14 protein-coding genes are annotated in these 24,734 nt (G+C 71.4%); 5 read left to right on the top strand and 9 right to left on the bottom strand.

Translation table 11 applies throughout. The features are described from left to right. Positions 1-10 precede the first annotated feature (10 nt). The 9 genes from HQN59_RS21675 to HQN59_RS21635 form a co-directional block, all read right to left on the bottom strand. The gene (locus HQN59_RS21675) at positions 11-931 is read right to left on the bottom strand and encodes a dihydrodipicolinate synthase family protein (RefSeq protein WP_176071204.1); all 921 of its coding nucleotides are present in this window, start codon (positions 929-931) and stop codon (positions 11-13) included. A gap of 85 nt (positions 932-1,016) precedes the next feature. Next, on the bottom strand, positions 1,017-1,757 hold the full coding sequence (locus HQN59_RS21670) for a GntR family transcriptional regulator (RefSeq protein WP_176071203.1): 741 nt from the start codon (positions 1,755-1,757) through the stop codon (positions 1,017-1,019). Between the two features lie 142 nt (positions 1,758-1,899). Further along, complete coding sequence (locus HQN59_RS21665) at positions 1,900-2,748, bottom strand: fumarylacetoacetate hydrolase family protein (RefSeq protein WP_176071202.1); 849 nt, start codon at positions 2,746-2,748, stop codon at positions 1,900-1,902. 30 nt (positions 2,749-2,778) lie between these two features. Next, entirely contained in the window at positions 2,779-3,519 is a 741-nt protein-coding gene (locus HQN59_RS21660; protein ID WP_176071201.1) for an SDR family oxidoreductase, read from the bottom strand. A 6-nt stretch (positions 3,520-3,525) separates the two neighbouring features. Further along, positions 3,526-5,268, bottom strand: coding sequence for a dihydroxy-acid dehydratase (locus tag HQN59_RS21655; protein WP_176071200.1), 1,743 nt, complete (start codon positions 5,266-5,268; stop codon positions 3,526-3,528). Between the two features lie 12 nt (positions 5,269-5,280). Next, positions 5,281-6,150, bottom strand: a complete 870-nt coding sequence (locus tag HQN59_RS21650; RefSeq protein WP_176071199.1) for a carbohydrate ABC transporter permease — start codon at positions 6,148-6,150, stop codon at positions 5,281-5,283. After that, positions 6,147-7,049: a carbohydrate ABC transporter permease gene (locus HQN59_RS21645; protein ID WP_176071198.1), complete on the bottom strand. Its 903-nt coding sequence runs from the start codon at positions 7,047-7,049 to the stop codon at positions 6,147-6,149. Before HQN59_RS21645 ends, HQN59_RS21650 begins: the two co-directional genes overlap by 4 nt. A gap of 160 nt (positions 7,050-7,209) precedes the next feature. Further along, positions 7,210-8,541 (bottom strand): extracellular solute-binding protein, encoded by a 1,332-nt coding sequence (locus tag HQN59_RS21640; protein ID WP_176071197.1) that lies wholly within the window; start codon positions 8,539-8,541, stop codon positions 7,210-7,212. A 59-nt stretch (positions 8,542-8,600) separates the two neighbouring features. After that, positions 8,601-9,671, bottom strand: a complete 1,071-nt coding sequence (locus tag HQN59_RS21635; RefSeq protein WP_176071196.1) for an ABC transporter ATP-binding protein — start codon at positions 9,669-9,671, stop codon at positions 8,601-8,603. A 260-nt stretch (positions 9,672-9,931) separates the two neighbouring features. On the opposite strand from HQN59_RS21635, the gene HQN59_RS21630 reads away from it, so the two are divergent. From HQN59_RS21630 to HQN59_RS21610, 5 genes are all read left to right on the top strand, one after another. Beyond that, positions 9,932-12,157, top strand: coding sequence for a CE1 family esterase (locus HQN59_RS21630; RefSeq protein WP_176071195.1), 2,226 nt, complete (start codon positions 9,932-9,934; stop codon positions 12,155-12,157). A gap of 262 nt (positions 12,158-12,419) precedes the next feature. Further along, positions 12,420-13,163, top strand: a complete 744-nt coding sequence (locus HQN59_RS21625) for a PEP-CTERM sorting domain-containing protein (protein ID WP_176071194.1) — start codon at positions 12,420-12,422, stop codon at positions 13,161-13,163. Positions 13,164-13,508: 345 nt separating this feature from the next. Continuing rightward, positions 13,509-13,718 (top strand): hypothetical protein, encoded by a 210-nt coding sequence (locus tag HQN59_RS21620; protein WP_176071193.1) that lies wholly within the window; start codon positions 13,509-13,511, stop codon positions 13,716-13,718. Positions 13,719-13,886: 168 nt separating this feature from the next. Then, entirely contained in the window at positions 13,887-14,519 is a 633-nt protein-coding gene (locus tag HQN59_RS21615; RefSeq protein ID WP_176071192.1) for a hypothetical protein, read from the top strand. A 9-nt stretch (positions 14,520-14,528) separates the two neighbouring features. Beyond that, positions 14,529-24,728, top strand: coding sequence for a DUF6603 domain-containing protein (locus tag HQN59_RS21610; RefSeq protein ID WP_176071191.1), 10,200 nt, complete (start codon positions 14,529-14,531; stop codon positions 24,726-24,728). Positions 24,729-24,734: the final 6 nt, after the last annotated feature.

Here is a 24,734-nt window from a genome sequence, read left to right as displayed (position 1 = left end):
CCAGCGCGGTTCAGCGGCCCCAGCGCAGCACGAGCGGATCGAGACGCCGCGCCACCTCGACGAGGCCGGCGCGGGTGGCGGGGTGGAGCGCCGGCAGCGGGTGGCGCGGCGCGTCGCACGCGATCACGCCGCCTTCCTTCATCAGCGCCTTGCAGGCGAGCAGGCCGCACTGCCGATTCTCGTAGTTGATCAGCGGCAGCCAGCGCTGGTAGAGGTCGAACGCCTCATCGCGCCGCCCTGCGGCGTAGGCGTCGACGATCCGGCGGATGCCGTCGGGGTAGCCGCCGCCGGTCATTGAGCCGGTCGCGCCGGCGTCGAAGTCGGGGATCAGCGTGATCGCTTCCTCCCCGTCCCAGGGGCCTTCGATCGCCTCGCCGCCGAGCCGGATCAGCTCGCGCAGCTTCGACGCCGCGCCGGCCGTCTCGATCTTGAAGTACGCCACCTGCTCGATCTCCGTGGCCAGGCGCGCGAGGAACGCTGCGCTCAGCGGCGTGCCCGCCACGGGGGCGTCCTGGATCATGATCGGGATTCCGATCGCGTCGGATACGCGGGCGTAGAACTCGTGGATCTGCGGCTCGCCGACGCGGATGGTCGCGCCGTGATAGGGCGGCATCACCATCACCATTGCCGCGCCGAGATCCTGGGCCTGGCGGCTGCGCTCGGCACAGACGCGGCTCGAGAAGTGGGTGGTGGTGACGATCACCGGCAGCCGGCCGGCCACGTGGGCGAGGATCGTGCGGGTCAGCTGCTCCCGTTCGGCATCCGAGAGGACGAACTGCTCCGAGAAGTTCGCGAGGATGCAGAGGCCCTGCGAGCCGGCGTCGATCATGAAGTCGACGCAGCGCTTCTGGCTTTCGAGGTCGAGCTCGCCCGACTCGGTGAACGTCGTCGGCACGACGGGAAAGACGCCCCGGTAGCGCGCTTGGGTCATGGCGAGTGCTCTCGAAGTGGGACTACGGGTCGTGGTCGATCGGAAGGCGCGCGGGTCGCCGGTTCGGTGCGCCGTTCGACGTGCGTCAAAGCTGCTGCAGCCGGTAGCGTTCGAAGATGTCGAGCAACTCCTGGCTCGCGCGCTCGCGGTGCGCACGGTTGACTTCGACGGCACCGGCGACGTCGCCCTTGCGCAGCATCTCGACGAGAGCCAGGTGCTCCTTGGCCGACGTCTCGAGGCGGGGCCGCAGGCGCACGGAAAACATGAGCGCCCGGTGCGCGCGGTCACGGTACTGTTGCAGCGCCTCGACGAGCAGGCGGTTGCCGGCAGCCTCGATCAGGTACTTGTGGAACGACTCGTCGGCCCGCGCCCATGCTTCGAGATCCTTCGCCTTCAGGGCCAGTGTCATCTCGCGGGTCGCGTCGACCAGCGGCTTCAACTCGGCCGGCGTCAGCCTGCGGCGCGCCACGAGCTCGACCGCGCACGATTCGAGCGCCGTGATGACTTCGTAGATCTCCTTCATGTCCGTGGCCGACACCGGCAGGACCCGCATGCCATGGCGCGGAATGATCTCGATCAGGCCTTCGTTCTGCAGCCGTATCAGCGCCTCGCGCAGCGGCGTGCGGCTGATCCCGAGTTCGGCGGCGAGGTCGCTTTCGAGCGCCTGCGCCCCGGGCTGGTAGACGTTCTCCAGGATGCGGCGGCGGATCGTGTCGTAAGCGTGGTCGACCAGCGACGGCGCGAGGGCGCTCGGAGCCGACTTGAGCCGAGGGTTCGACGGCCCGCTCACGACCAGCAGCGACTTCGACCGTTCCGGGTAATTCATGAGAACCACGCTCTACGAGACGGCGCCGAACGCGCCGTCCGTGATTGTGCTGGAGCCCTTGCGGCGCTTGCGATGACGAGGTCCAAGCGATCAGCGGCGGGTCGAAGTGCGTGACGCCGTTGGCAGCCCGCGACGCGACGCGTCAGCCGTTCCAGGCGACGACACGCTGGCGCTGCTGGCCGAGGCCGCCGATTCCGAGCGTCACGACGTCGCCCGGCACCAGCCAGCGCGGCGGCTTCATGCCCATGGCGACGCCCGGCGGCGTGCCGGTGGTGATGATGTCGCCCGGCAGCAGGGTCATGAAGCGGCTGATGTACGACACCAGCGTCGCGCAGCCGAAGATCATGGTCCGGGTGCTGCCGCGCTGGCGCGGCTCGCCGTTGACGTCGAGCCACATGTCGAGCGCCTGCGGGTCAGGCACTTCGTCGGTGGTCACGAGCCAGGGGCCGACCGGACCGAAGGTGTCGCAGCCCTTGCCGCGGTCCCATTGCGAGCCGCGCTCGAGCTGAAAGTCGCGCTCGGACACGTCGTTGACGACGCAGTAGCCGGCGACGTGTTCGAGCGCGCGTTCCTCGGGCACGTACTGCGCGCGGGTGCCGATCACAATGCCGAGTTCGACCTCCCAGTCGAGCTTGGTCGAGTCGCGCGGCTGCACCGTGTCGTCGTTCGGTCCGCACAGGCACGACGTCGCCTTCATGAAGAGGATCGGTTCCTTCGGACTCGGCATGCCCGACTCCGCGGCGTGGTCCGAATAGTTGAGGCCGACGGCGACGAACTTGCCGATGCCGGTGAAGGGCACGCCGAGCCGGGGCTCGCCGTCGACGAGCGGCAGCGAGGCCGGATCGATCGCGCGCAGGCGCTGGAGGCCGCGTGGCGAAAGCGCCTCGGCGTCGAGGCTTGCGACGTGGGCCGAGAGGTCGCGCATGCGGCCGTCGGCGTCGAGGATGCCGGGCTTCTCGGCACCGACAGGGCCGTATCGCAGAAGTTTCATCGTGGGTCCTGTTGAATGCGGATCGTGGTCTTACAGGGTCATCCCACCGTCCACGAAAACGGCCTGACCGGTCATGAACGACGACTCGTTCGACACGAGGAACACGAAGGTCTCGGCGATCTCCTCGGCGGTGGCCAGACGTCCCATCGGCTGGCGGTCGATGAAGTTCCGGCGCGCTTGCGCCGGGTCGGCGAACGCGTTGATGCGATCGCCGAGCGACGGCGTGTCGACAGTGCCGGGGCACACGCAGTTGCAGCGGATGTTCTGCTTGACGTGATCGACGGCCAGCGCGCGGGTGAAGCCCGCGACCGCCGCCTTGCTCGCTGCGTAGGCGAGCCGGTTCGGCGCTGCCTTGTTCGCGCCGAGCGCCGAGGCCATGTTGAGGATCACGCCGCCGCCCGCGGCGATCATCTTCGGCAGCATCGCCTTGGTCAGAACGAACATGCTGCGCACGTTGAGGTCGAAGCTGAAGTCCCAGTCCGCGGTGCTGCACTCGAGAATGGTTCCCTGGTGCACCGTGCCGGCGCAATTGAAAAGGATGTCCACGGCGCCGATGCGTTCGACCGCATCGACGACCGCTGCGTCGTCGAGGACGTCGAGGACCTGGATGGTCACGCCGTCGAGCGCGCCGAGCGGGTCGAGCAGCGCTCCGTCGCGGTCGGTCGCGATCACGCGCGCGCCTTCGCGCGCGAAGGCGCGCACGGCTGCGTTGCCCATGCCCTGGCCGGCGGCGGTCACGAGGGCGGTCTTGCCCTTGAGGCGGTCGCTCATGAAGCTTCAGTGGTTGTCGCGGGGAACGAACGCACCGCGCTTGCCGACCAGGAAGTCGAGGTCGGCGCCCTGGTCGGCCTGCAGCACGTGGTCGACATAGAGGCGCCAGTAGCCGCTCTCGAGGGGCAGCGGCGGGCGCTTCCAGGCCCGCATGCGCTCGGCGAGTTCCTCGTCGGAGATGTCGAGGTGCAGGCGGCGGTTCGGAACATCGAGTTCGATGAAGTCGCCGTTGCGCACGGCGGCAAGAGGCCCGCCGTCGGCGGCTTCCGGTGCGGTATGCAGCACGACGGTGCCGTACGCGGTACCGCTCATCCGGGCGTCGCTGATGCGCACCATGTCGGTGATGCCCTTGCGCAGCACCTTGGGCGGCAGCGGCATGTTGCCGACCTCGGCCATGCCCGGGTAGCCCTTGGGGCCGCAGTTCCGCAGCACCAGGATGCAGGTCTCGTCGACGTCGAGGTTCTCGTCGTCGATGCGCGCGTGGAAGTCGTCGATCGTGTCGAACACGACCGCGCGGCCGCGGTGCACCATCAACGCCGGCGTCGCGGCGCTCGGCTTGATGATCGCGCCGCGCGGGGCGAGGTTGCCGCGCAGCACGGCGATGCCGGCGTGGTCCTTGAACGGCGCTTCGAACGACTTGATCACCTCGGGGTTGTAGTTCTCGGCGTCGGCGATGTTGGCGCCGACGGTCTGACCGTTCGCGGTGACGGCGTCGAGATGCAGGTGCGCGGCGATCTCCTTCATCACCACCGGCAGGCCGCCCGCATAGCAGAAGTCTTCCATCAGGTGCTTGCCCGACGGCTGCAGGTTCAGCAGGCACGGCAGAGTGCTCGCGAGCCGGTCGAAGTCGGCGATCTCCAGCGGCACGCCGAGCCGGCCGGCAATCGCGATCAGGTGGATCACCGCGTTGGTCGAGCCGCCGATCGCCGCGAGTGTCTTGATCGCGTTCTCGAACGCTTCGCGGGTGAGGATCGTCGACAGCCTCTGGTCCTCGTGGACCATGTCGACGATGCGCCGGCCGGCATTGCGTGCGAGCACGTTGCGGCGGCCGTCGACCGCCGGATAGGCCGCGTTGCCCGGCAGGCCGAGACCGAGCGCCTCGACCATCGAAGCCATCGTGCTCGCCGTGCCCATCGTCATGCAGTGGCCGTGGCTGCGGTGCATGCAGCTCTCGGCCTCGAAGAAGTCCTGCAGCTTCAGGGTGCCGGCGCGCACCTGCTCGCTCATGCTCCAGACGCCGGTGCCCGAGCCGAGCTCCTGGCCGCGCCACTTGCCGTTGAGCATCGGCCCGCCCGAGACGCCGATCGTCGGCAGGTCGACGCTCGCGGCACCCATCACGAGCGACGGCGTGGTCTTGTCGCAGCCCATCAGCAGCACCACGCCATCGAGCGGGTTGCCGCGGATCGACTCCTCGACGTCCATGCTCGCGAGGTTGCGGTAGAGCATCGCGGTCGGCCTGAGCAGCGTCTCGCCGAGCGACATCACCGGAAACTCGAGCGGAAAGCCGCCCGCTTCGTAGACGCCGATCTTCACCTGCTCGGCGAGCACCCGGAAGTGCGAGTTGCACGGGGTGAGTTCGCTGAAGGTGTTGCAGATGCCGATGACCGGCCGGCCATCGAACTGGTCGTGCGGGACGCCCTTGCCCTTGACCCAGCTGCGGTACGCGAAGCCGTCGCGATCCTGCCGGCCGAACCATTGCTGGCTGCGCAGGTCCTGGGGTTTCTTCCTTGGTTTGTCTTGATTGCTCACGCAGTTTCTCCGTTATTCCTTGACTGAACCGGTCAGACCCGACACGTAGTACTCGACGAAGAACGAGTACACGAAGGCGACCGGCAACGAACCGAACAGGGCGCCCGCCATCAGCGGACCCCAGTGGTAGACGTCGCCCTCGACGAGCTCGGTGACCACGCCGACGGGCAGCGTCTTGGTCTCCGACGACGAGATGAACGTCAGGGCGTAGATGAATTCGTTCCACGATAGCGTGAACGCGAAGATGCCGGCCGAAATGAGGCCCGGCACCGCGAGCGGCAGCACGATCTTGGTGAGGATCTGCCAGCGCGTCGCGCCGTCGATGAGTGCGCACTCCTCGAGCTCGAACGGGATCGAGCGGAAGTAGCCCATCAGCAGCCAGGTGCAGAACGGGATCAGGAAGGTGGGGTAGGTGAGAATCAGCGCCCAGCGGGTGTCGAAGAGGCCGAGCTTGAACACCACGTCGGCGAGCGGAATGAACAGGATCGACGGCGGCACCAGGTAGGCGAGGAAGATCGCCAGGCCCGTCTGCTTGGAGCCCTTGAAGCGCAGGCGCTCGATCGAATACGCCGCGAGAACCGAGGCGAACAGCGAGAAGCCGGTCGCCACCACCGACACCAGCACGGTGTTCCACAGCCACTGCGGGAAGGCGGTGTTGAACAGCAGCTTCTCGAAGTGGGCGAGCGTCGGTGCGACGACCCAGAACGGGTTGCCTTCGCGGGACAGCAGCTCGGTGTTGGGCTTCACCGACGTGATCGCCATCCAGTAGAACGGGAACAACAGGACGACGACGAAGGCGAGCAGCGGCGCGTAGACCTTCACGACCCGCGACATGCGGGTATCGAGGAACCCCATGCCCCCCGTGTCGGTGGCCGAGCTCATCGGTCGGTTCCCCCTTGTTGCCAGGCGCGGCGCTGCAGCCCGAAGAAGCTGACCATGATGGCCGCGAGCAGGAACGGCACCATCGCGATCGAGATCGCCGCGCCCTCACCGAGCGCGCCGCCGGAGATGGCGCGCTGGAACGACAGCGTGGCCATGAGGTGCGTGGCGTTGAGCGGCCCGCCCCGCGTGATCACGTAGATGAGCTGGAAGTCGGTGAACGTGAACAGCACCGAGAAAGTCATCACCACCGCGATGATCGGGGTGAGCAGCGGCAGCGTGACGTAGCGGAACTGCTGCCAGCGCGTCGCCCCGTCGATCGCCGAGGCCTCGTAGTACGACGGCGAGATGGTCTGCAGCCCCGCGAGCAGCGTGATCGCGACGAAGGGCACGCCGCGCCACACGTTGGCGGCGATGACGGCGAAGCGGGCGTTCCACTCCTTGCCCAGGAAGTCGATGTAGGCGTCGATCCAGCCGAGCTTGACCAGCACCCAGCTGATGATCGAGAACTGCGAGTCGTAGATCCACCAGAACGCGATCGCCGACAGCGCCGTCGGAACGATGTACGGCAGCAGGATCACCGCGCGAAAGAAGGTCTTGAAGCGGATGTTGCGGTTGAGGAGCAGGGCCAGCCAGAGCCCGAGCCCGAACTTGAGGACGCTCGCGACCGTCGTATAGAAGAGCGTGTTGAAGAGCGCCAGCCGGGTCACGCTGTCGCCCCAGAGGAACTCGTAGTTCTCCAGCCCGACCCATTGCCCGGACCGGCCGACCTTGGCGTCGGTGAAGCCGAGCCAGGTGCCGAGCCCGAGCGGGTAGGTCAGGAAGATCAGCAGCAGCAACGCGGCGGGGCCCATGAAGATGAGGCCCAGGCCGTTGCGGCTGTTCTGGAGACGTTCGAGCATGCTTGAGCGCCTTCCCGCGTGGGGAAAGGTCGGGTGGTGAGCCAGCCTCGGCCGGCTCAGGGGCAGGAAAGCGGGACCGTCGGGTTGCACGTCGGCCTGACCCTCTGCCCGAGGGCGGAGGAAGGCGGACCGTGCAACGAGGCTGACGGCGCCCGGTGCGTCAGACCCGGTAGTACCGCTCGGCTCGCTTCTGCGCGCGCTCCATCGCTTCCTTCACCGACTTGGAGCCGCTGACCGCCTCGGCCACCATGTTGACGACGATGAAGTCGGCCGCCGCGCCCGCCGAGGCGTAGCCGAGCTTGCCCGCGTAGCCCGCCGGTCGCAGGTTCTTCACCGAGTCGCGATACGGCGTGTGCTTGGGGTCGACGGTCCAGATGTTGCCCTTGGCATAGGCGGCAAGCGCCGGCGCGACGTAGCCGCCGGCGCCGGTCTGCCAGGGGTCGAACTGCTCCTGCTCCATCATGAAGCGCAGGAACTCCTTCGCGGCCTGCGGGTACTTGGTGTACTTCATGATCATCTGGTTGAAGTACAGGTGCGACTCGGTCGGCGTGCCGACCGGCCCGATCGGGAACACCGCATGGTTGATGTCCGCGGACATCTCCTTGACCTTGGGGTCGGCCGAGTTCTTGGCCGCGTAGTAGATCGAGATGCCGTTGTTGGTGAGCGCGATCTGGCCGTCGAGGAAGGCCTTGTTGTTGTTCGGGTCGAGCCACGACAGCGTGCCCGGGATGAAGGTGGCGTAGAGCTCCTTGCCGTATTCGAGCGCGCGCGCGGTCTCGGGGCTGTCGATGACGACCTTGTTGTTCTGGTCGACGAGCTTGCCGCCGAAGGCCCAGACCAGCCAGTTGCACCACAGGCCGTCACCGGTGGCGTTGCCGAGGGCCATGCCGCCCGGCGTTCCCTTCTCCTTGAGCGCCTTCATCAGCTTGAGGAAGTCGTCGGTGTTCTTCGGGAACGTGTCGAAGCCGGCCGCCTTGACGGCGCTCTCGCGATAGACGACCAGCGAGCCGGAGGCGCCGAGCGGGATGGCGATCCACTTCTTGCCGTCGGGCTTGTTGAACTGCTGCGCGGCGGGGTACCAGCCGCCGTACTTCTTGCCGAGGTACTCGCCGAGGTCGGTCACGTCGAGCAGCTTGTCGGGGTAGAGGTTCGCGTCGTCGTTGGTCGACAGGATGATGTCGGGGCCGGCACCGGTGTTGGCGGCGACCGCCGCCTTGGGCCGCACGTCTTCCCAGCCTTCGTTGTCGACCCGGACCGGGATGCCGGTCTTCTCGGTGAACTTCTTGACGTTCGCCATGTAGGCGTCGATGTCGCCCTGCACGAAGCGGCTCCAGCGCAGCACCCGCAGCGTGGCGCCTTTCTCGGGCTTGTAGGTCAGCGTCTGCTGCGCCATGACGTGCGGCGCGAACAGCGTGCCGCCGGTGCCCAGGGCTGCCGCAGCGGCCACACCGGCCGAACCTTCGAGGAACTTGCGTCGATTGAAATCACTCACCGGGGTCTCCTTCCGTTTGCGTGTTCTGGGGTCGGGATCGGGTGGCGGTCGGGGCGTGATCACGCCGCGAGCCGGACGCCGCTGCCCGCATCGAAAAGATGCGCGCGACGGACGTCGGGTTGCAGGAAGATGGTTGAATCGGGTGCGAAGTCGTGGCGCTCGCGGAACACCACGGAGAGCTCCGCGCCTTCGTGCCGGCACGCGACGAAGGTGTCGGCGCCGGTCGGTTCCACGACGACGACCTTCGACGGGATCCCGCGATCGCCGAGCGTGAGGTGCTCCGGCCGCATCCCCATGATCACAGCTTGACCGTCGACGCCGCCGACATGCGCGGGCGCATCGAGGCGCGTGCCGTCGCCGAGTTCGACCCGCGCCGCGCCGGCCTCGTGGCGCAGCGTGCCGGGCAGGAAGTTCATCGCCGGCGAGCCGATGAAACCCGCCACGAAGGTGTTGGCCGGATAGTCGTACAGCTCGAGGGGGCTGCCGGTCTGCTCGATGCGGCCGTCCTTCATGACGACGATCTTGTCGCCCATCGTCATGGCCTCGATCTGGTCGTGCGTGACGTAGACCGAGGTGGTGGCCAGGCGCTGGTGCAGCTCCTTGATCTCGCTGCGCATCGCCACGCGAAGCTTGGCGTCGAGGTTCGACAGCGGCTCGTCGAACAGGAACACCTGCGGGTCGCGCACGATCGCGCGGCCCATCGCGACGCGCTGGCGCTGGCCGCCGGACAGCTGCCGCGGGTAGCGGTCGAGCAGGGGGGTGAGGGCGAGGATCTCGGCCGCACGCGCGACCTTCCTGTTGATCGTCGCCGCGTCCTCCTTGGCGAGCATGAGCGAGAAGCCCATGTTCCTGCCGACCGTCATGTGCGGATAGAGCGCGTAGTTCTGGAACACCATCGCGATGTCGCGCTCTTTCGGCGGCAACTCGTTGATGCGGCGCTCGTCGATGCGGATCTCGCCGGCGGTGATCTCCTCGAGCCCGGCGATCATCCGGAGCAGGGTCGACTTGCCGCAACCCGATGGGCCGACGAGCACCGTGAACGATCCGTCCGCGATGTCGATGTCCACGCCATGCAGGATCGGGGTGGCGCCAAAGTTCTTCCTGACTCCGCGAATCGTGACACTTGCCATCGGCTGCTGGGTCGCGCCTGCGGAGCGCGACTCGGGTTCTGGGGGCGATGGCGTGGGAGTATCGACAGCCACACCCTGCCACAACAGGGGGGAACCCCTAGACGACACTGCGTTCGACAGCGTATACATTGTTTCGCGCGTCGTGACGCACATGCGATGCGCCCGTCGCAGCTGGAACTTCGTCACTGGGGCCGACGCGGGAAGCGATCGGGTCCCTGATGCCGTGGCAGCTTCGCGATTCCACCAAGAGGAGACCACAAATGCACAGAGTGCATCAACGCATCTTGTCGTTCCTGATGCTCATGGTTCTGTCCATGAGCAGCTCGCTGACCCTCGCCTACACCGTGCCCGAACTCAAGGCCGCGATGCAGGATGCCAACGGGTTGCCGTCGCCCACGAACGTGGACGAGCGTGCGGCACGCGGCAACTACCTTCCGTACACCGGCTACTTCGAGGAGACCTACACCACCGGCGCGGCGGCCGGCCGCAAGGCGCGCTTCTACATCCCGCAAGGCAGCTTCGTGCGGAACTACTTCCTCGCGATCGCGCTGCCGAGCGGAACCGACGTCGAGACGTTCCTCGTCAACAGCGGCTGGATCGACGTGGCCGACGCCAAGCGGATGCCCCTGATCATCCTGATGCCGAACGGCCCGCAGTGGGGCACGTTCGCGCAGGAGCGCGGCTATGTCGGGCAGGTGCTCGACGGCTACACCTCGGGCCGTCGCTGGTACTCCGTCTACGGCGAGTTCTATCTCGTCGGCTACGGCAACGGCGGCGACATCCTTCAGCAATGGGCCGGCGAAAACCCGCTGTTCGTGATCAGCCAGGCCTACTTCGACTCGGCGGTCGATGCGAACGCGCTTGCAGCAGCCGGCGAATACTTCTACCTGCCCGGCAATCAGCAGGCGATCACCTCGCCGGCGCCGGGCGTCAGCGCGCCCGGGGCCGGGGTGCCTTGCGGCAACACCTTCCAGTGCGTGAAGAAGAAGGACATCCCGATCCCCACCGACCTGTATGGCCTCAACACGCCCGCCGGTGCGATCGCGTACTGGAAGTACGCCAACGAGTGCAGCGCCACCGTGATGGCCGGCGCCGGCCCGCTCGGCGCCGACGTCTGCCAGCAGAACAAGGTGAACTCGAAGGCCATCGCGACCGGGGTGAGCAGCGTGGTCTCGCGCGTGTCGGTGCTGAACGCCAACGTCAACTACGTCGACCCGCGCGTCACCCAGCAGGTCTACGACAGCCTGGCGCGGTATACGCGCTACACGAACTCGTCGGCGTGGAGCAACGCGCTCGGCTGGCGCTTCGATTGGCAGCAGAAGGGCATCGAGGTCGTCGACATCATGCGCCCGGAAGGGGGCCGCGACGTCAAGCGCCAGTACTTCGTCTACGTGCCGGCCAAGGCGAAGGACAAGACCGCGTACCCCAACGGCGCTCCCATCGTCTATGCGTTCGGCGGCAACGGCAACAACGCGTTCCAGTTCTTCGAGTCGAGCCAGTACGTCGAGCTCGCCGATACCTACGGCTTCAGCTTCGTCATGCCGAGCGAGCACACCTCGACCAACGGCGTGACCACGACCTGGAGCGTCAACGAGAACGACTATCAGTTCGTGCTCGCGGTCATGGCGCAGGTGAACGCCAAGTACGGCCAGTACATCGACGCAAAGCGCATCTTCGCCGTCGGCCACTCGCAGGGCGGCCAGATGACGAACTTCCTGTCGCAGCGCGACCCCAACCTGTTCACCGCCTACGCGGTGATGGCCGGCGTCGCGGTGAACTTCCCCGCGGGCACGCCACCGGCGCCGATGTACGGCATCTACGGCGAGTACGACTCCGTCAGCCCCACCGGCAACCGGACCAACTGGCTGCGGCGGAACGGTCTGAACGAGGCCGCCGGCATCGTCACCGACCCGTTCGACCTGCCGTCTCGATTCGACAACCCGATCCAGTACCTCATCTACCCGAACACCGCGCAGTACCCAGGCAACAAGTTCGTCACCACCACCTGGTACGACGCCAACGGCATTCCGATGTTCGCCGACACCCTGGCCTACGGCCGCGAGCACAACAACACGGTGCCCGACTTCCGGCGCATCTGGACCCAGTGGTTCTCGCGCTGGGGCCGCGATCAGAACGGCAACCGGAGCTACGCGCTCACCACGCCGCCGGAGTCGCTTGCGCTGCAGATCGTTCCGAGCACGTTGAACCTGCGCACGACCGCCGGTCTCGTCACCGTGCTGATCGCCGCTCCGGCCGGCAGCGACCTGCGTGAATGGAACATCAGCGGCGTCAGCGCCGGCGGCGCGCCGGCGGTGTCGACGGCCTACACGAGCGACGGCCGCTCGATGGTCGTGACCTTCAACAAGGCGCAGCTCGGCAGCCTGCCGACCGGCGACAACGTGCCGGTGACGGTGAACGGCCAGATGACCCGCTACGGCTTGCAGTGGCCGATGAGCGTGGCCGCCACGGTGCGGGTCATCCGGTAGCCGCAAGCGCGCGGGCCGCGGCGCCGGGGGTGCTCGTCACCCGCGCGCCGCGCGGCCGGGCGGAGCGGCACTTCGGCACCCGCAGGCGCGGGTCGGGTGGTCGACCGCTCCCCGACGGGGCGCGCGCGAAAGGCCCGTCACGAGCGAAGGCAGGAGAGCCGTTGCGTCTCCTGCACTTCAGCGAAGTTTCGACGCAACGACGTTCGACTCGTCGTCCCGCTGACGCTGATCGGCCGCTTCGACCGACGGTGAGTCGACCCGCATGGATGCCACGGCCGTCGCGGTCGTGAACGAAGGGGCACTGCTGATGAAGACACTCAGAACGATGACGACGGCCGCGCTGCTGGCATGCGCGGCGCTCGGCGCACACGCTGCGCCGCTGATCTACTCGAGCAGCCAGTTCGCGGCCGACGCGGTCGCCGTGGCCGGTACGGTGGCCGACGTCGATTCGAAGACGAGCCCGCCCGATGCGGCGCCGCTGGTCAGCTCCGCCGTCGCCACGAGCGGCGGCAACTTCGCATCGGCGCTCGGCTTCGCAGGTGGCGGCCTGCTGGTCGCGCAGTCCGAGGCGAGCAGCGGCGGGCAGGCCACCAGCGCGGTGGGCACGGCCTCGTTCGAGGGCCTGTTCAGCCTCGATCGCGCCGGGCACCTGAAGTTCTTCATCGACCTCATCGACGAAGACTTCACCGACGCAGGTCAGTTCTCCGACGCGTCGCTGTTCTTCACGCTGACGTTCGAGGGCACGACCTACGCGAACCTGCTGCTCACGGGAGCCGACGACCCGTTCTCGCTGCAGATCAATCTGCCCGGCGCGGGCACCGGCATGTTCAGCCTGCTGCTGGCCAGCGAGGCAAGCGCACTCAATGGCAATGCCGCCAACTTCGCGCAGGCCCAGTTCGTCGTGACCGTGCCCGAGCCCGGCACGATCGCGCTGCTGCTCGGGGCCGGGCTGGTCGGTTGGGTCACGCGGCGCCGCCGCGGCGAGCGGGCGCTGACGACGGCCTGATCGCGACGCGGTCGAGCGCGGCACGCCTGCGAAGGGCGCGCCGCGCGTTCAGCCGCGCGTTCATCTTGGTACTGCGCTGCGCAGCCGTGGGTCGGCGCCGGCGGCTGCTGGCCGGCGCAACGTCAAGCTGGTGTGCGGCCTGCTGTACATGCCGGCACGACCGGCGTAGGCTCCGCCGCCGGGGTCTGCGTCATGACGCAAGGCAAAGGGATCGAGGCCAGCCCCACCGGTCGCACGATCCTGCCGAACCCGCTCGCGCGGTTCGTGCGCGCCGGCCCGTGCGAGCCGGCAGCGTTCGAAGCCGGCGCCGGTTCCGCGTCCGCCCTTCAACGATCGGAGGCTCCGATGTTCCGTCTGCTCACCAGCATCTCGGCCGGCGAACTGTTCAAGCGACAGCTGCCGGTGTTCCTGGTGTCGTTCCTGATCGCGGAGCTCTTCTACAAGTTTCACAGCTTCACGCTCGAGTGCGCGGCGTTCCTGGCGACGTGGTTCGTGCTCGACGGCGCGCTGCAGCTCGTCACCGGTGCGCGCCGGCCGGAACGCTTCGAGCGCTGAGGTGATGCGGCCCGGCTCGCATCGTCGCGGGCGCCGCTGGCGAGAAGACGTGCAGAGCCGACGCGCGTACCGACGGCGCCTGTAGCAGCGGCGACCTCCGGACGCACTGCCGCTTGCGGTCCGGATGCCTTCCCGTCGTTTCGAGTGTGCGGCGCAGGAGCAAGGCTGATGGCCGACGGCGTCGTCCCCGAGTACGTGCAGTTCGTCGCCCGCGAGCGCGAGGCGGGCCGGCTCGCTGCGCCGCGCCCCGCGATGCGTGAGGGCGAGGTCTTCGACGCCGTGTTCGTCGAGCGCGCCAGGCTCGCCGAGTTCGCCCGTGTCGCCGCGCGCCGGAGTGCCGGGCTGGTGCGGCCGAGCGCTCGCCACGAGATCGTCTGGGTCGATGGCGCGAACCAGCTCGCGGTCGATCTGGCGAAGCTCGACGTGCGTCTCGACGAGGGGCAGATCCACGTGCGCGTGCCGGTGCGCTGCGACGAGGTCGGCTCCGCCGAGGTCGTCGTGCTGTTCGTCGTCGGCTCCGACAAGGAGCCGGCCGGCCTCTACGCGGCCACCAGCAAGCGCCCCGTAGGCCCCGAGCTGGTCGTCGACCTCTGGGGCGATGCGCTCGTCGCGTTCGCGTGGCAGTGCGTGCTCGGCATGGTGAGCGGCATCGCCGCGGCCACGGGCAAGGACGGTCGCGGCAACCTGCTGGTTCCGGTCGAGATCGTGGCCGGCCCGCGCGGCATCGGCATCGTGCCGATGGCGCGCCACCGCTTCGCCGGCTCGAGCGGGCTCAAGCCCGCCGCCGTCGCCCGCCGCTGAGGAGCCCGCGTGGCGGTCGGCAAGAGCGATCTCGGGGTACTCGGCGACCTCGCGGTCGCGCTCGGCATCTTCAGGGCCGACGGCAGCCCCGACCCCGACTGGCTGTCCGACCCGGCAGCAGCGCTGAAGTCGATGCTGTCGAACGGCGATCAGCGCCGCGCGTTGATCGCGTTCGTCGATGCGGCGCTCGGCGGCGCCGACCGCAGCACCGAAGCCGGCGTGATCTGGCTGCCGCTGATCGAGGTGCCCGATCCGCCGCTGCTGTTCGCGCTCATCCTCGACGAGGGCCGTGCCGACGGGCTGCACGTGGGGCTCGGCATCCGGGTGCGCACCGCGCCGCCTGCGCCGGTGTCGAGCACCACCCTCGCGGTGCCGCTGTTCCGGGTGACGAAGGAGGGCGGCCCGCCGGTAGGCGATCCGCTGCTGCTCGGCAGCAACGACGGCCGCATCCGCATCGCCACGCGAGTGACGCTCGACGCGGCCGCGCCGGTGCCGGGGCAGGCGCGGCTCGGCGGCATCGGCCTCGAGATCGACGTGCCGACCGGCACCGGCGGGTCGAACCGGCCACTGTTCGCGCTCGCGCTCGACGGCCTGCAGCTGCCGGGCGCGACAGCACCGCAGGACGTGCGACTCGCGGCCGACGGCGCCGGCGGCGGCGACGACGCGGTGCTGGCGCTCGTCCTCGGGCTCGTCAAGGCGCAGGCCGATGCCGCCGCCGCGTCGCCGCCCATCGCGGCGCTCGGCGGCCTGCTCGGCCTGCGCAGCGGCGACGCGGTGCCCGATTTTCCGGTCGCGGCGCTGCTCGCGCACGGACCCATCGCCCTTGCCGAGTGGGTGCGCGGCATCTTCAGCGCCGCGCCGAGCCGCGCCGACTGGCTGGGCCATCTCGCGAGCCTGCTCGGCGCGACGCCTTCATCCGATCGCGTGACGTTCACGCTCGGCAGCGCGAACGTGGTGCTCGGCCTCGAACTCGACGCCGGCCCGAGCGGCAACCCGCGCCTCACGCCGACGCTTGCCGTCGATCTCGGCAACGCAGCGACGCGCGTCGAGGCCCGTGCCGGGCTGTTCCGGGTCGATCTGGTCAGCGGCGCGGCCGTCGCGCTGCCCAGCCTCGGCGTGTGGGCCGCCGCCGGAAACGGGGCGAGCCCGGTGCTGGATCTCGCCACGCCGACCGTCGCGCGTGCCGAGACGCTGCGCATCGGCTTCGCGCTCGATGCGGCGAGAAAGCCCGTCTTCGTGCTCGCGGCCGACCGGGTGCTGCTCGGCAGCCAGGCTTACCCGACGCTCGACCTCAGCTCGCCCGACGCGGTGATGGACGCCGCGGGCGCCAGCGTCGAGGCGATCGCGAGCGACCTGCTCGGCGGGCTCGGCGACGCCCTCGGCATCGCGCGACGCCTGATCGGCCTGGACCCGCCCACCGGCGTCGCTGCGGTGACGCTGCCCGCGTTGATGGCCGACCCGGTCGACGCGGTCGCCGGCTACTGGCACCAGCTGATCGGCGTACCGGCCGCGGTGACCGAGGTGCTCGGCGAACTGCGCAGCGCGCTGGCCGACGCAAGCGAGGCCGCGGGAGCGGTGCGGGGCGCCGGCACCCAGGCCGACCCGTGGCGGCTCGCGCTGATCGGGCCGCTCGGCCTCGAGGTCGCGGTCGATGGTGCGACGCTGCACCTGGGCCTCGCGACGGTCACGAACGTCAACTCGCTCGGCGGCGGCTGCACGGTCGTCACGACGCGCTTCGCGGCGCGCCTCGCGCGCATCGACCTCGCGGCGCGCCGCGGCGAACTGCTGCCGGGCGTCGCGGCGTCGCTCACCGTGCGCGAGCGCGGCGTCAGCCCGCCCCAGGCTCGCCTGCAGCTCGGTGGCGGGCTGGCGCTGCGCGCCGACCACGTGGGCCTCGCCTTCGGCTGGTCGCCGGCCACGCGGCTGACGGCCGAGCTGGTCGCGCCGCACCTGGTGCTCGAAACCGACACGCTCGAGCTGCCGATCGCCTTGCCGCAGGTCGCCGCCGACGGATCGGTGACGCTGCCGCCGGAGGGCTGGGACGGCGTCGAGGCGCTCGTCGGCCCTCTCGGGCGCCTCGCGGGCGGGCTGCTCGGGCGCGTCGTCGACGCGTTCGGCTGGGCCGGTGACGGCGTTCGGCCGGGCGGCGATCCCGACCGCTTTGCGCGCCTGCGACTGGCGGACTTGGCGGTCGACGCGCGTGCCGCGCTCGCGGGCTGGCTGCCGCGACTGGCGCTCAGCGACCGTGTCGGCGACGCGATGGCGCTGCTCGCCGACCTGTTCGCGACCACCTCGGCCGGTGCCGGCCGCTTCGCGCGCGGCGTCGTCGAAGGCACCGGCCATCCGGACGATCCGTACCGCTTCGGCCTCGGCGCCCATCTGCCGAACGTCGCGCTCTGGTTCCCGCCCGCCGGGCTCGACCCGGCGCTGTTCGGTGCGCCCGTCAGCCTGCGCGACTGGCGCCCGGGTTTCGACGGGCTCGGACCGTCGGCGCTGGCCGCTGCCTTGCGCACCGAAGCGGCCGCGGCGCGCGACGTTCGCGAGCTGGTGTTCGGGCGCGACCTCGACGGCGGCCTCGCCGCGCTGGCGCAGCGCTGGCTCGGCGGCGACGGCCGCATCGTGCCGCCGGCCGTCGCACCCGACGGCATCGGCGTGCGCACGCTGGCGGTCGGTGCGGCCCAGCTCGTTTCGACGTTCGACGGCGAGCGCGAGCTCGGGCGCGTGCCGACGACCACCGTCTACGTCGCGCTGGCGCAGGACCGCATCGCGCCGCCTCCGGGCGCACGGGTGGTCGACCTCTCGACGCCGGGACTCGCGGCGTCGATGTTCCCGGGCCCGGCCGCGCTCGCTGCGGGCGACTGGTACGTGCAGCTCGGCTCCCGCGCCGACTGCCGGGGCGCCGACGGCGCGAGCGACGGCACGCCCGAGCAGGCGGCGCGCCTCGCCCGCGTGCTCGACGCGCTGGCGCCGGTGTCGGGCAGCGACATCGCCGTGGTCGCGTTCGCCGGCGCCGGCCACGCCGCTCGCCTGGCCGTCGACGCACAAGCCGCGGTCGCCGACCTGCTGCTGCTCGGCACGCCGCTCGCGGCGATTTCGCTCACCGCCGTCGCGATCCAGCCGACTGCCGACGCGCTGCGCCTGCTGCATCGGCTGCTGCCGGCGGTCGATCCCGACGAGCCCGACGACGCCGACCTCGCGCTCGGTCGTGCGCTGGTGCAGGCGCTGATGGAACTCGCGCCGCTGCCGGACCCGGGCGCCGACCTGCGCCCCGCGGTGCTGCCGGCGCCCGCCGTGCGCGCGGGCCTGCGTGTCCAGGCGCTTTTCGGCGAGGTCGATGCGGCCGCGATCGCGCGCGCGATGACGGCGATCGTCGCGGCGGGGCTCGCCGGGCGCGCGCGGGCGCGCAGCGCGAGCGAGCCGCCATCCGCCACCGGCGTCGAGGCGGGGCTGCGCTGGACGCTGCCCGAGGTCGCGAGCGGCAGCGTCGCGATCGGCGGCTTCGCGTCGCTCGCGTTGTTCGGATTCGACGCCGACACCGCTGCCATCAGCAGACCCGGCGACTTGCGCGTCACGCTGCGCATCACCGACCGCATCGGCTGGCTCGCCGCGTCGCCCGACCTGGAGCTGCGCGCGCTGACCCTCGAGTTCGCGGTGCTGCTCGCTCGCGGGGAAGGCGCCGCAGCGAGTGGCCGCACGCGCCTCGTCCTGCACGACGCGCGCGTGTTCGGGCAGAGCTGGGAAGCGCTGGTGGTCGGCGCCGGCGACCTCGGCGCTGCAGGTGTCGGCGAAGCGGTGCTGCCCGAGGCGCGGGTGCTGGTCTCGGCGGCGCTCCAGCGCGTGACGTCCGACTTCGAGGGCGCGGCGTCGCGCGCGCTCGCGGACCTGCTGCGCGTGCTCGGGCTCGTCGCGCCGAACGGCGGCGTGGTGGCGGGCGCGCTCGACCAGCTCGTCTTCGACCCCGCGGGGCTGCTGCGCCAGCGTCTCGCGATCGCCGCCGACGAGGTGCAGGCGGCGCTCGGGCTGCTGCTCGGGCCCGCGCTCGCGGCCGGCCTCGACCTCGCCAGTCGCCGCGTGCACGTGCAGGGCGGCGGCGCGGACGCGACCCGCGGCGGCGGCCGCTTCGGCTGGCAGGCGGACCTGACCGCGAGCTTCGACGGCGCGGCGCCGCGTCTGAGCGGCAGCTTCGCGATCGGACCGAGCGCTGCGTTGCCGACCACCGGCGGGCTCCAGCTGCGCGGCAGTCTTGCCGCCGGCCAACCGCCGGCGCTCACGCTGCACTGGCATGCCGCGGGCGGCGCCGGCTCGCGCAGCGCCGCGCTGTGGCCGCAGCCAGACGGGGCGGCGCTGCTGCGCATGCTGGCCGGAGCGGCGCCGGCGATCGGCGGGCACGTTGCGCTCGAAATGCTGCGCGGGCTCGACGCCAGCGCGCGCCCGCTGATCGATGCGGCGCTCGACGCCTTCGGCATGCTCGACGGGGCGGCGGGCGATGCGGAGCGGGCGCTGCGGCCGCTCGCCGGTCTGCTTGCCGACCCGGCGGGTTGGCTGTCGAGCGCCGGTTCGCTGGCGGCCAGCCCGCTGAAGATCCAGACGCTGTGCGACGCGCTGCGGCCCCTGACGGGCGCTGCCGGCTCGCCCGGCGGGCCGCTTCGCCTGGCGACCGGCGTCGCGCTCCGCGTCGTGGCCGACGGCGCCGGCGCGAGGCTCACCCTCGGAGTCGATCCGACCTCGTGGACGGCGGCACCGGGCGGGGCGGCGCGCCTTTCGGCCGGCGTCGCGGCAAGCCTGCGCATCGGCGTCGGCAGCGCGCCGGTGCCGGGCCTCGATCTGTTCGTCGGCGCACCCGGCGCCGGCGTCGAACCGGGCCGGTGCGCGGTGCACGTTCGCACCGGCGCCGGCGGGCTCGAGGTGTTCGCGCGGCCGACAAGCGGTGCGGACATCGCGCTGCTGCCGTTCGCGGGCTTCGGCGCGCTCAGTGCGGTCGCCGAGGCGGCGCTGCCGTTCCTGCTCGACAAGCTGGCCGCGACGCCGGCGCCGGTCGGCCCGCTTGTCGGCGAACTCGGCGACGCGCTGGCGTTGCGCACCGGCACGCCGCCGGGCTTCGACCGCGCGCGCCTGCAGGCGTGGGCCGCCGACCCGGCCGGCGCGCTCAGCGGTGCGGTGCCGACGCTCGCCAGCCACGGCCTGGCAGCCCTGGCAACGCGCGTGCAGCCGTTCGTTCCGGCGGGCGTCGCCGTGACGGCGAGCGCCGGCGCGCTCGGCGTCAGCGTCGCCGGGGTGTCGCTGAGCTGGTCGCCGACCGCCGGTAGCCTCGCGCTGGCCGCCGACGCGATCGCGGTGCCGGGCGTCGAGCACCTGGCGTTCAAGGTGGTGGCGAGTGCGGCGGGGCTCATGGAGTTCACGCTCGCGCTGGGCCCGGCCGACATCGACGCCGGCGGCGTGCGCATCCGGCCGTTCGTGGCGGTCAGCGCCGGGCTCGCGCCGCCGCTCGGGCGGCGCGTCGCAGTCGGCCTCGCGGTCGACGACACGCACCGCCTGGCGTCGCGCTGGTCGCTCGACAGCGGCAGCTTCGCGCTGACCGCCAGCGACGGCGCGCTCGCCGCGCCGGTCGACAGCGCCGACGCGGTGCAGGTGGCGTTGCGCACGGTGGAGGTCGCCGCCGACCTCGTCGCCACGGTCGCGCTGGCGCAAGCGCCGGTGCAAAGCCTGCTGGGTCGGCGGCTCGGGGCCACGCCCACGGACGACGTGCGCGCGCTGCTGCGCGGCGTGCTGCTCGTCGACCAGCCGAGCCCGAACGCGCTGATCGGCGGCGCGTTCGACCCGGCGGCATGGCCGGCGCGCCTGCGGCGACTGTTCGGCAACCTCGCGGGCCTCGGCATCGTGGTCGATCTCGGCGCGCTGACGATCGCGTTCGCCAAGGGCGGGAGCAGCAGCGACGTGATCGGCCTGCGCCTCGCGGTCGACGACCGCTTCGAGCTGATCTCCGGCGACACCGTGCTCTGGCTCGAGAACGACGATCGCTGGATCGTCCCCGACCCGAGCGCCTCGAGCGACGGGGGCCTGTTCGTCGGCTTCCTGCGCGACGGCGCGCTCGAGTTCAGGCCGACGCTCGTCGTCGAAGGCGTCGGGCTGCGCCTCGGACGACGCTCGGGGCCGCTGCTCGACGCCGGCGTGACGCTCGAATCGATCGCGCTGCACGCTTACGCAGAGATCGACGCGGCGGGCGGGGGCAGCCCGTTCAAGGGCGGCGGGCTGCAGATCCAGTTCTCGAACCTGGCGGTCGGCGCGGCGGGCGGGGGCGGCAGCAACCGCATTGCGCAGGGACTGCTGCGCGACACCGGGCCGAAGCCGCCGAGGCCGGCGTTCTCGCCGGCGCTCGCGATCCAGAAGCACGGCAGCGGCCCGCTCGCCGTCACGCTGTCGGCAGGCGAGGGCGCGGGCCCGTGGTGGGTCGCGATCCAGAAGGGCTTCGGGCCGCTCTATCTCGAGCAGGTCGGGTTCGGGGTCACTCATCCCGGCGGGCGCGTCGAGCGCGTCTCGCTGCTCATGGACGGCTCGGTGTCGCTGTTCGGCCTGACCTGCGCGGTCGACGACCTCGAGATCACCTACATCGTCTCGAACGGCGCGTTCTTCGATCCGAACAGCTGGTCGATCGACCTCGCCGGGCTCGCGGTCGCCGCCGACATGGCCGGCGTGTCGCTCACCGGGGGGCTGCTCAAGCAGAGCGGGCCGCAGGGCATCGAATACCTCGGCATGCTGCTCGGCCGTTTCGCGGTGTACGGCCTCACGGTGTACGGCGGCTACGGCGAAGGCAGGGACGCCCAGAACGACAAGTTCACCGCCTTCTTCGCGATCGGCGCGGTCAACGGGCCGATCGGCGGGCCGCCGGCGTTCTTCCTCACCGGCATCGGCGGCGGCTTCGGCATCAACCGCAAGCTCGTGCTTCCGGCCGACCTCGCGCGCTTCGGCGAATACCCGCTGATCCAGGCGCTCGACATCGCGGCCAGGCCCAGCGACCCGATGGCGCTGCTGCGCCAGCTCGGCAACCACTTCCCGATGAACAAGGGGACGTTCTGGTTCGCGGCGGGCCTCGCGTTCAACAGCTTCGCGCTCGTCGACGGCATCGCGGTGGTCGGAGTGCAGGTCGGCGACGGGCTCGACGTCAACCTGCTCGGCCTCGGCCGGATGGCGCTGCCGCGGCCCGAGGCCGCGCTGGTCTCGATCGAGGTCGCCCTGCTGGTGCGCTTCTCGAGCCGCGAGGGCGTGCTCTGGGTCCAGGGCCAGCTCACCGACAACTCGTGGCTGCTCTACCGCGACGTCAAGCTCACCGGGGGCTTTGCCTACGTGATCTGGTTCAAGGGCGAGCACGCGGGCGAGTTCGTGTTCACGCTCGGCGGCTACCACCCCGACTTCCGCCGCAACGGCTACCCAGTGGTGCCGCGCCTGGGTCTGCGCTGGAGCATCGGCAGCGCGATCACGATCAAGTCCGGCACCTACTTCGCCCTCACCAGCGAAGCGCTGATGGCGGGCGGCGACTTCGAGGCGTCGGCCAAGATCGGGCCCGGCTGGGCCGAGCTGACCTTCGGCGCGCACGGCATCGTCTTCTTCGACCCGTTCAGCTACGACGTCAAGGCGTACGTGCGCATCCGCGCCGGCGTCACGATCGACACCTGGCTGTTCGGTGTGATCACGATCTCGGTGAGCCTGGGCGCGCGCATCCACGTGCAGGGACCCGACTTCCGCGCCAGGGTCACCTTCGAGGTCGGGCCGGTCGAGCTGACGTTCCGCTTCGGCGACGCCGACCGCGCGCAGCTGGAGCCGCTCTCGGCGCAGGCGTTCGTCGCCAAGTACCTCGACGCCGCCGACAACGGCAAGGCGCGCCCGCACGCGGTGATGACGAATACCGGCGCGCTGCCGAGCAAGGGCGAGCAGAGCACGCCGGACGGCTCGGCGGCGCGCCCGTTCGTGGTGGTGGTGGAGTTCTCGATCACGCTGACCAGCCAGGTGCCGGCGACCGGCGTGCGCCGCGTCGGCGCGCCGGTGACCCGGCTCTTCACCTCGCACCCGCCCAGCCGGGCCCTCGGCGTCGCCCCGCGCAAGATCGGGAGCGTGGAGCCGGAGCTCAAGCTGACCTGGCTGCGCAACGGCGTGCCGCAAGCCTGGCCGTTCGTCGACAGGGTGCGCCCGTTCGGGCGCTTCCCGCTCGGCATATGGGGCCAGCCGCAGGACCCGAACCAGCCGAAGATCCCGAAGGGCGAGATGGTCGACGCGCTGTCGGAGCTCGACATCGCCTGCGTCGCGTCGCCCTCGGGTGGCGGGCCCGAGATCGCCTACCACCAGGTCGAGATCGGGCCGCGGAGGCCGCTGCCGTTCTCGCGCAAGCCTGCCGAGGTCAGCGCGATCCGCGGCGTCGCCGATGCGGTGAGCGCGCTGGTCGCGGTACCCGCCAGCGTCGACGCTGCCTTCTCGACGGCGACGCGGTTCCTCGGTCGAACGGCGTCGCCGACGGCACTCGCGGCGCTGCGCGGCGAGCGCCAGGCGCCGCCGCTCGTCGGCACGCTCACCGAAGGGCTCGAGTCCGCCGTCGCGACCGTGGTGCCCGCGATCGGCGCGGCGCGACCGGCCAAGGTGTTCGACCATTTCGTCGATCCGCCGGTCGCGGTGGCGCTGCTCGCGCCGGCGGCGCTGGCGCTCTCGGCGGCGCCCGAGCGCGCGCTCGCGCGCACCACCGTCAAGGGCTCGGACAAGGCGTGGCGGGTGGCGGCGCCGACGCTCGCGAAGGTCGAGGCCGAGCGCAGCCGGTCGATCGCCGCCAGGCTCGTGCGGGTCGACGATCCCGCGGTCCCCACCGGCGGCCTGGTGCCGGGCGCGGTGACCGCGATCCGGACCGGCACCCTGATCGCCGCGCGCCAGGTGCCGCCGACGGCGCCGGGTCACGCCCCGAGCGCGCTCGTCGCCCGACCCGGTGCGGCGCTGGCCGAGCCGCTGGCCGCGTTCGGCGCCGCGCTCGCGGCGCCGGCGCTGCGCGGCAAGCGGGCGGCGGCGCGCGCTCCCAACGCCGGCGCGACGCTCGCCGCGGGGCAGATCGCGGTGCTGGCGCTGCCCAACGCCCATGCCGACGCCGCGACGGACGCCGCCCGCCCGCGGCTCGTCGTGCGCGCGGCGCTCGCCCGCGTGGTGCTGGTCGACGCCGGCGGCGCGCGTCTCGCCGACGTGATCGCCGGGCCGGGTGCATCGACCGACGCCGTCGAAATCGTGCGTGGCACCGAGCGCATCGTCGCGATCGGGCTCGGCGCCGCGCCGTCGGCGCGCTCGGCCGACCGGGCGGCGACGCAGCGGGCGACGCGGGCACTGGCGGCGGTGCGCGCGGCGGCCGACGCGACCGCGGCGCTGGTCGGCTGGCACGCCGGCACCTCGATGCCGTATGCCGGCTCGGGTGTCGCGGTCGGGCCGGGCGTCGTCGTGCACGCGTCGGGCGAGCCCCTTGCGCTGCATCGCGAGCGGCGCGCCGCCGGGTGGGTCGGCGGCGTCGAGCTCGCGCAGGGCGTGAGCACCGTCGCGACGACCTTCGCGGCGCCGGTGCGCACGGTGCTGATCGCGCTCGACGACCCGAGCGCGGCGGGCGCCCCGCTCGCCGACCGGCAGCTGCTGCTCGGCCTCGACGGCGCGACCCGCGTACGCGACGCCGGCATCGAGCGTGCGCCGGTGCTGCTGAGCGCCGACAACCGCAGCGTGCTCGCCTACGACGTGCGGCCCGACGCCGCCGAGGCCGAGCGCGTGACCCAGCCCGTGGTGGTGACGGTGGCGAGCCGGCGTGACTGGTCGCTGGTCGGCGTCATGGGGTCGGCGTCGCTCGACGCCGCCGGCGCGATCGCGCTGGTCGCCGCGCGCGGCCTCGACGCGGCGCTCGACCCGCTGGTGCCGCCCGCACCGCCCGGCAGCGTCGCGCCGGCCAGCGTGCTCGCGTGGGACGGGCCGGTGCGCAGCGATGCCGAGCGTGCGCTCGCGCGCGCCCGCGCAACCGCGCGCGCCGCCCCCGACGCGCTGCCGCGTGCGCTCGGCGCCCGACGCGCCGCCCCCGACGCGCTGCCGCGTGCGCTCGGCGCCCGACGCGCCGCCCCCGACGCGCTGCCGCGTGCGCTCGGCGCCCGACGCGCCGCCCCGAACGACGCCCGTGCATCGCGGGCGCGCGCCCGCGCCATCAAGACCTGACTTCCT

This window comes from Rhizobacter koreensis (assembly GCF_013366375.1).
GTDB lineage: Bacteria > Pseudomonadota > Gammaproteobacteria > Burkholderiales > Burkholderiaceae_C > Schlegelella_A > Schlegelella_A koreensis.
Note: the sequence above shows the minus strand (reverse complement) of the source record. Positions and strands in the feature narration are given on the sequence as shown.

What these genes read in the sequence shown, in the direction of transcription:
- HQN59_RS21675 (WP_176071204.1), bottom strand. Translation starts at nt 931, where the DNA reads ATGACCCAAGCGCGCTACCGGGGCGTCTTTCCCGTCGTGCCGACGACG.
- HQN59_RS21670 (WP_176071203.1), bottom strand. Translation starts at nt 1,757, where the DNA reads ATGAATTACCCGGAACGGTCGAAGTCGCTGCTGGTCGTGAGCGGGCCG.
- HQN59_RS21665 (WP_176071202.1), bottom strand. Translation starts at nt 2,748, where the DNA reads ATGAAACTTCTGCGATACGGCCCTGTCGGTGCCGAGAAGCCCGGCATC.
- HQN59_RS21660 (WP_176071201.1), bottom strand. Translation starts at nt 3,519, where the DNA reads ATGAGCGACCGCCTCAAGGGCAAGACCGCCCTCGTGACCGCCGCCGGC.
- HQN59_RS21650 (WP_176071199.1), bottom strand. Translation starts at nt 6,150, where the DNA reads ATGAGCTCGGCCACCGACACGGGGGGCATGGGGTTCCTCGATACCCGC.
- HQN59_RS21645 (WP_176071198.1), bottom strand. Translation starts at nt 7,049, where the DNA reads ATGCTCGAACGTCTCCAGAACAGCCGCAACGGCCTGGGCCTCATCTTC.
- HQN59_RS21635 (WP_176071196.1), bottom strand. Translation starts at nt 9,671, where the DNA reads ATGGCAAGTGTCACGATTCGCGGAGTCAGGAAGAACTTTGGCGCCACC.
- HQN59_RS21630 (WP_176071195.1), top strand. Translation starts at nt 9,932, where the DNA reads ATGCACAGAGTGCATCAACGCATCTTGTCGTTCCTGATGCTCATGGTT.
- HQN59_RS21625 (WP_176071194.1), top strand. Translation starts at nt 12,420, where the DNA reads ATGGATGCCACGGCCGTCGCGGTCGTGAACGAAGGGGCACTGCTGATG.
- HQN59_RS21620 (WP_176071193.1), top strand. Translation starts at nt 13,509, where the DNA reads ATGTTCCGTCTGCTCACCAGCATCTCGGCCGGCGAACTGTTCAAGCGA.
- HQN59_RS21615 (WP_176071192.1), top strand. Translation starts at nt 13,887, where the DNA reads ATGGCCGACGGCGTCGTCCCCGAGTACGTGCAGTTCGTCGCCCGCGAG.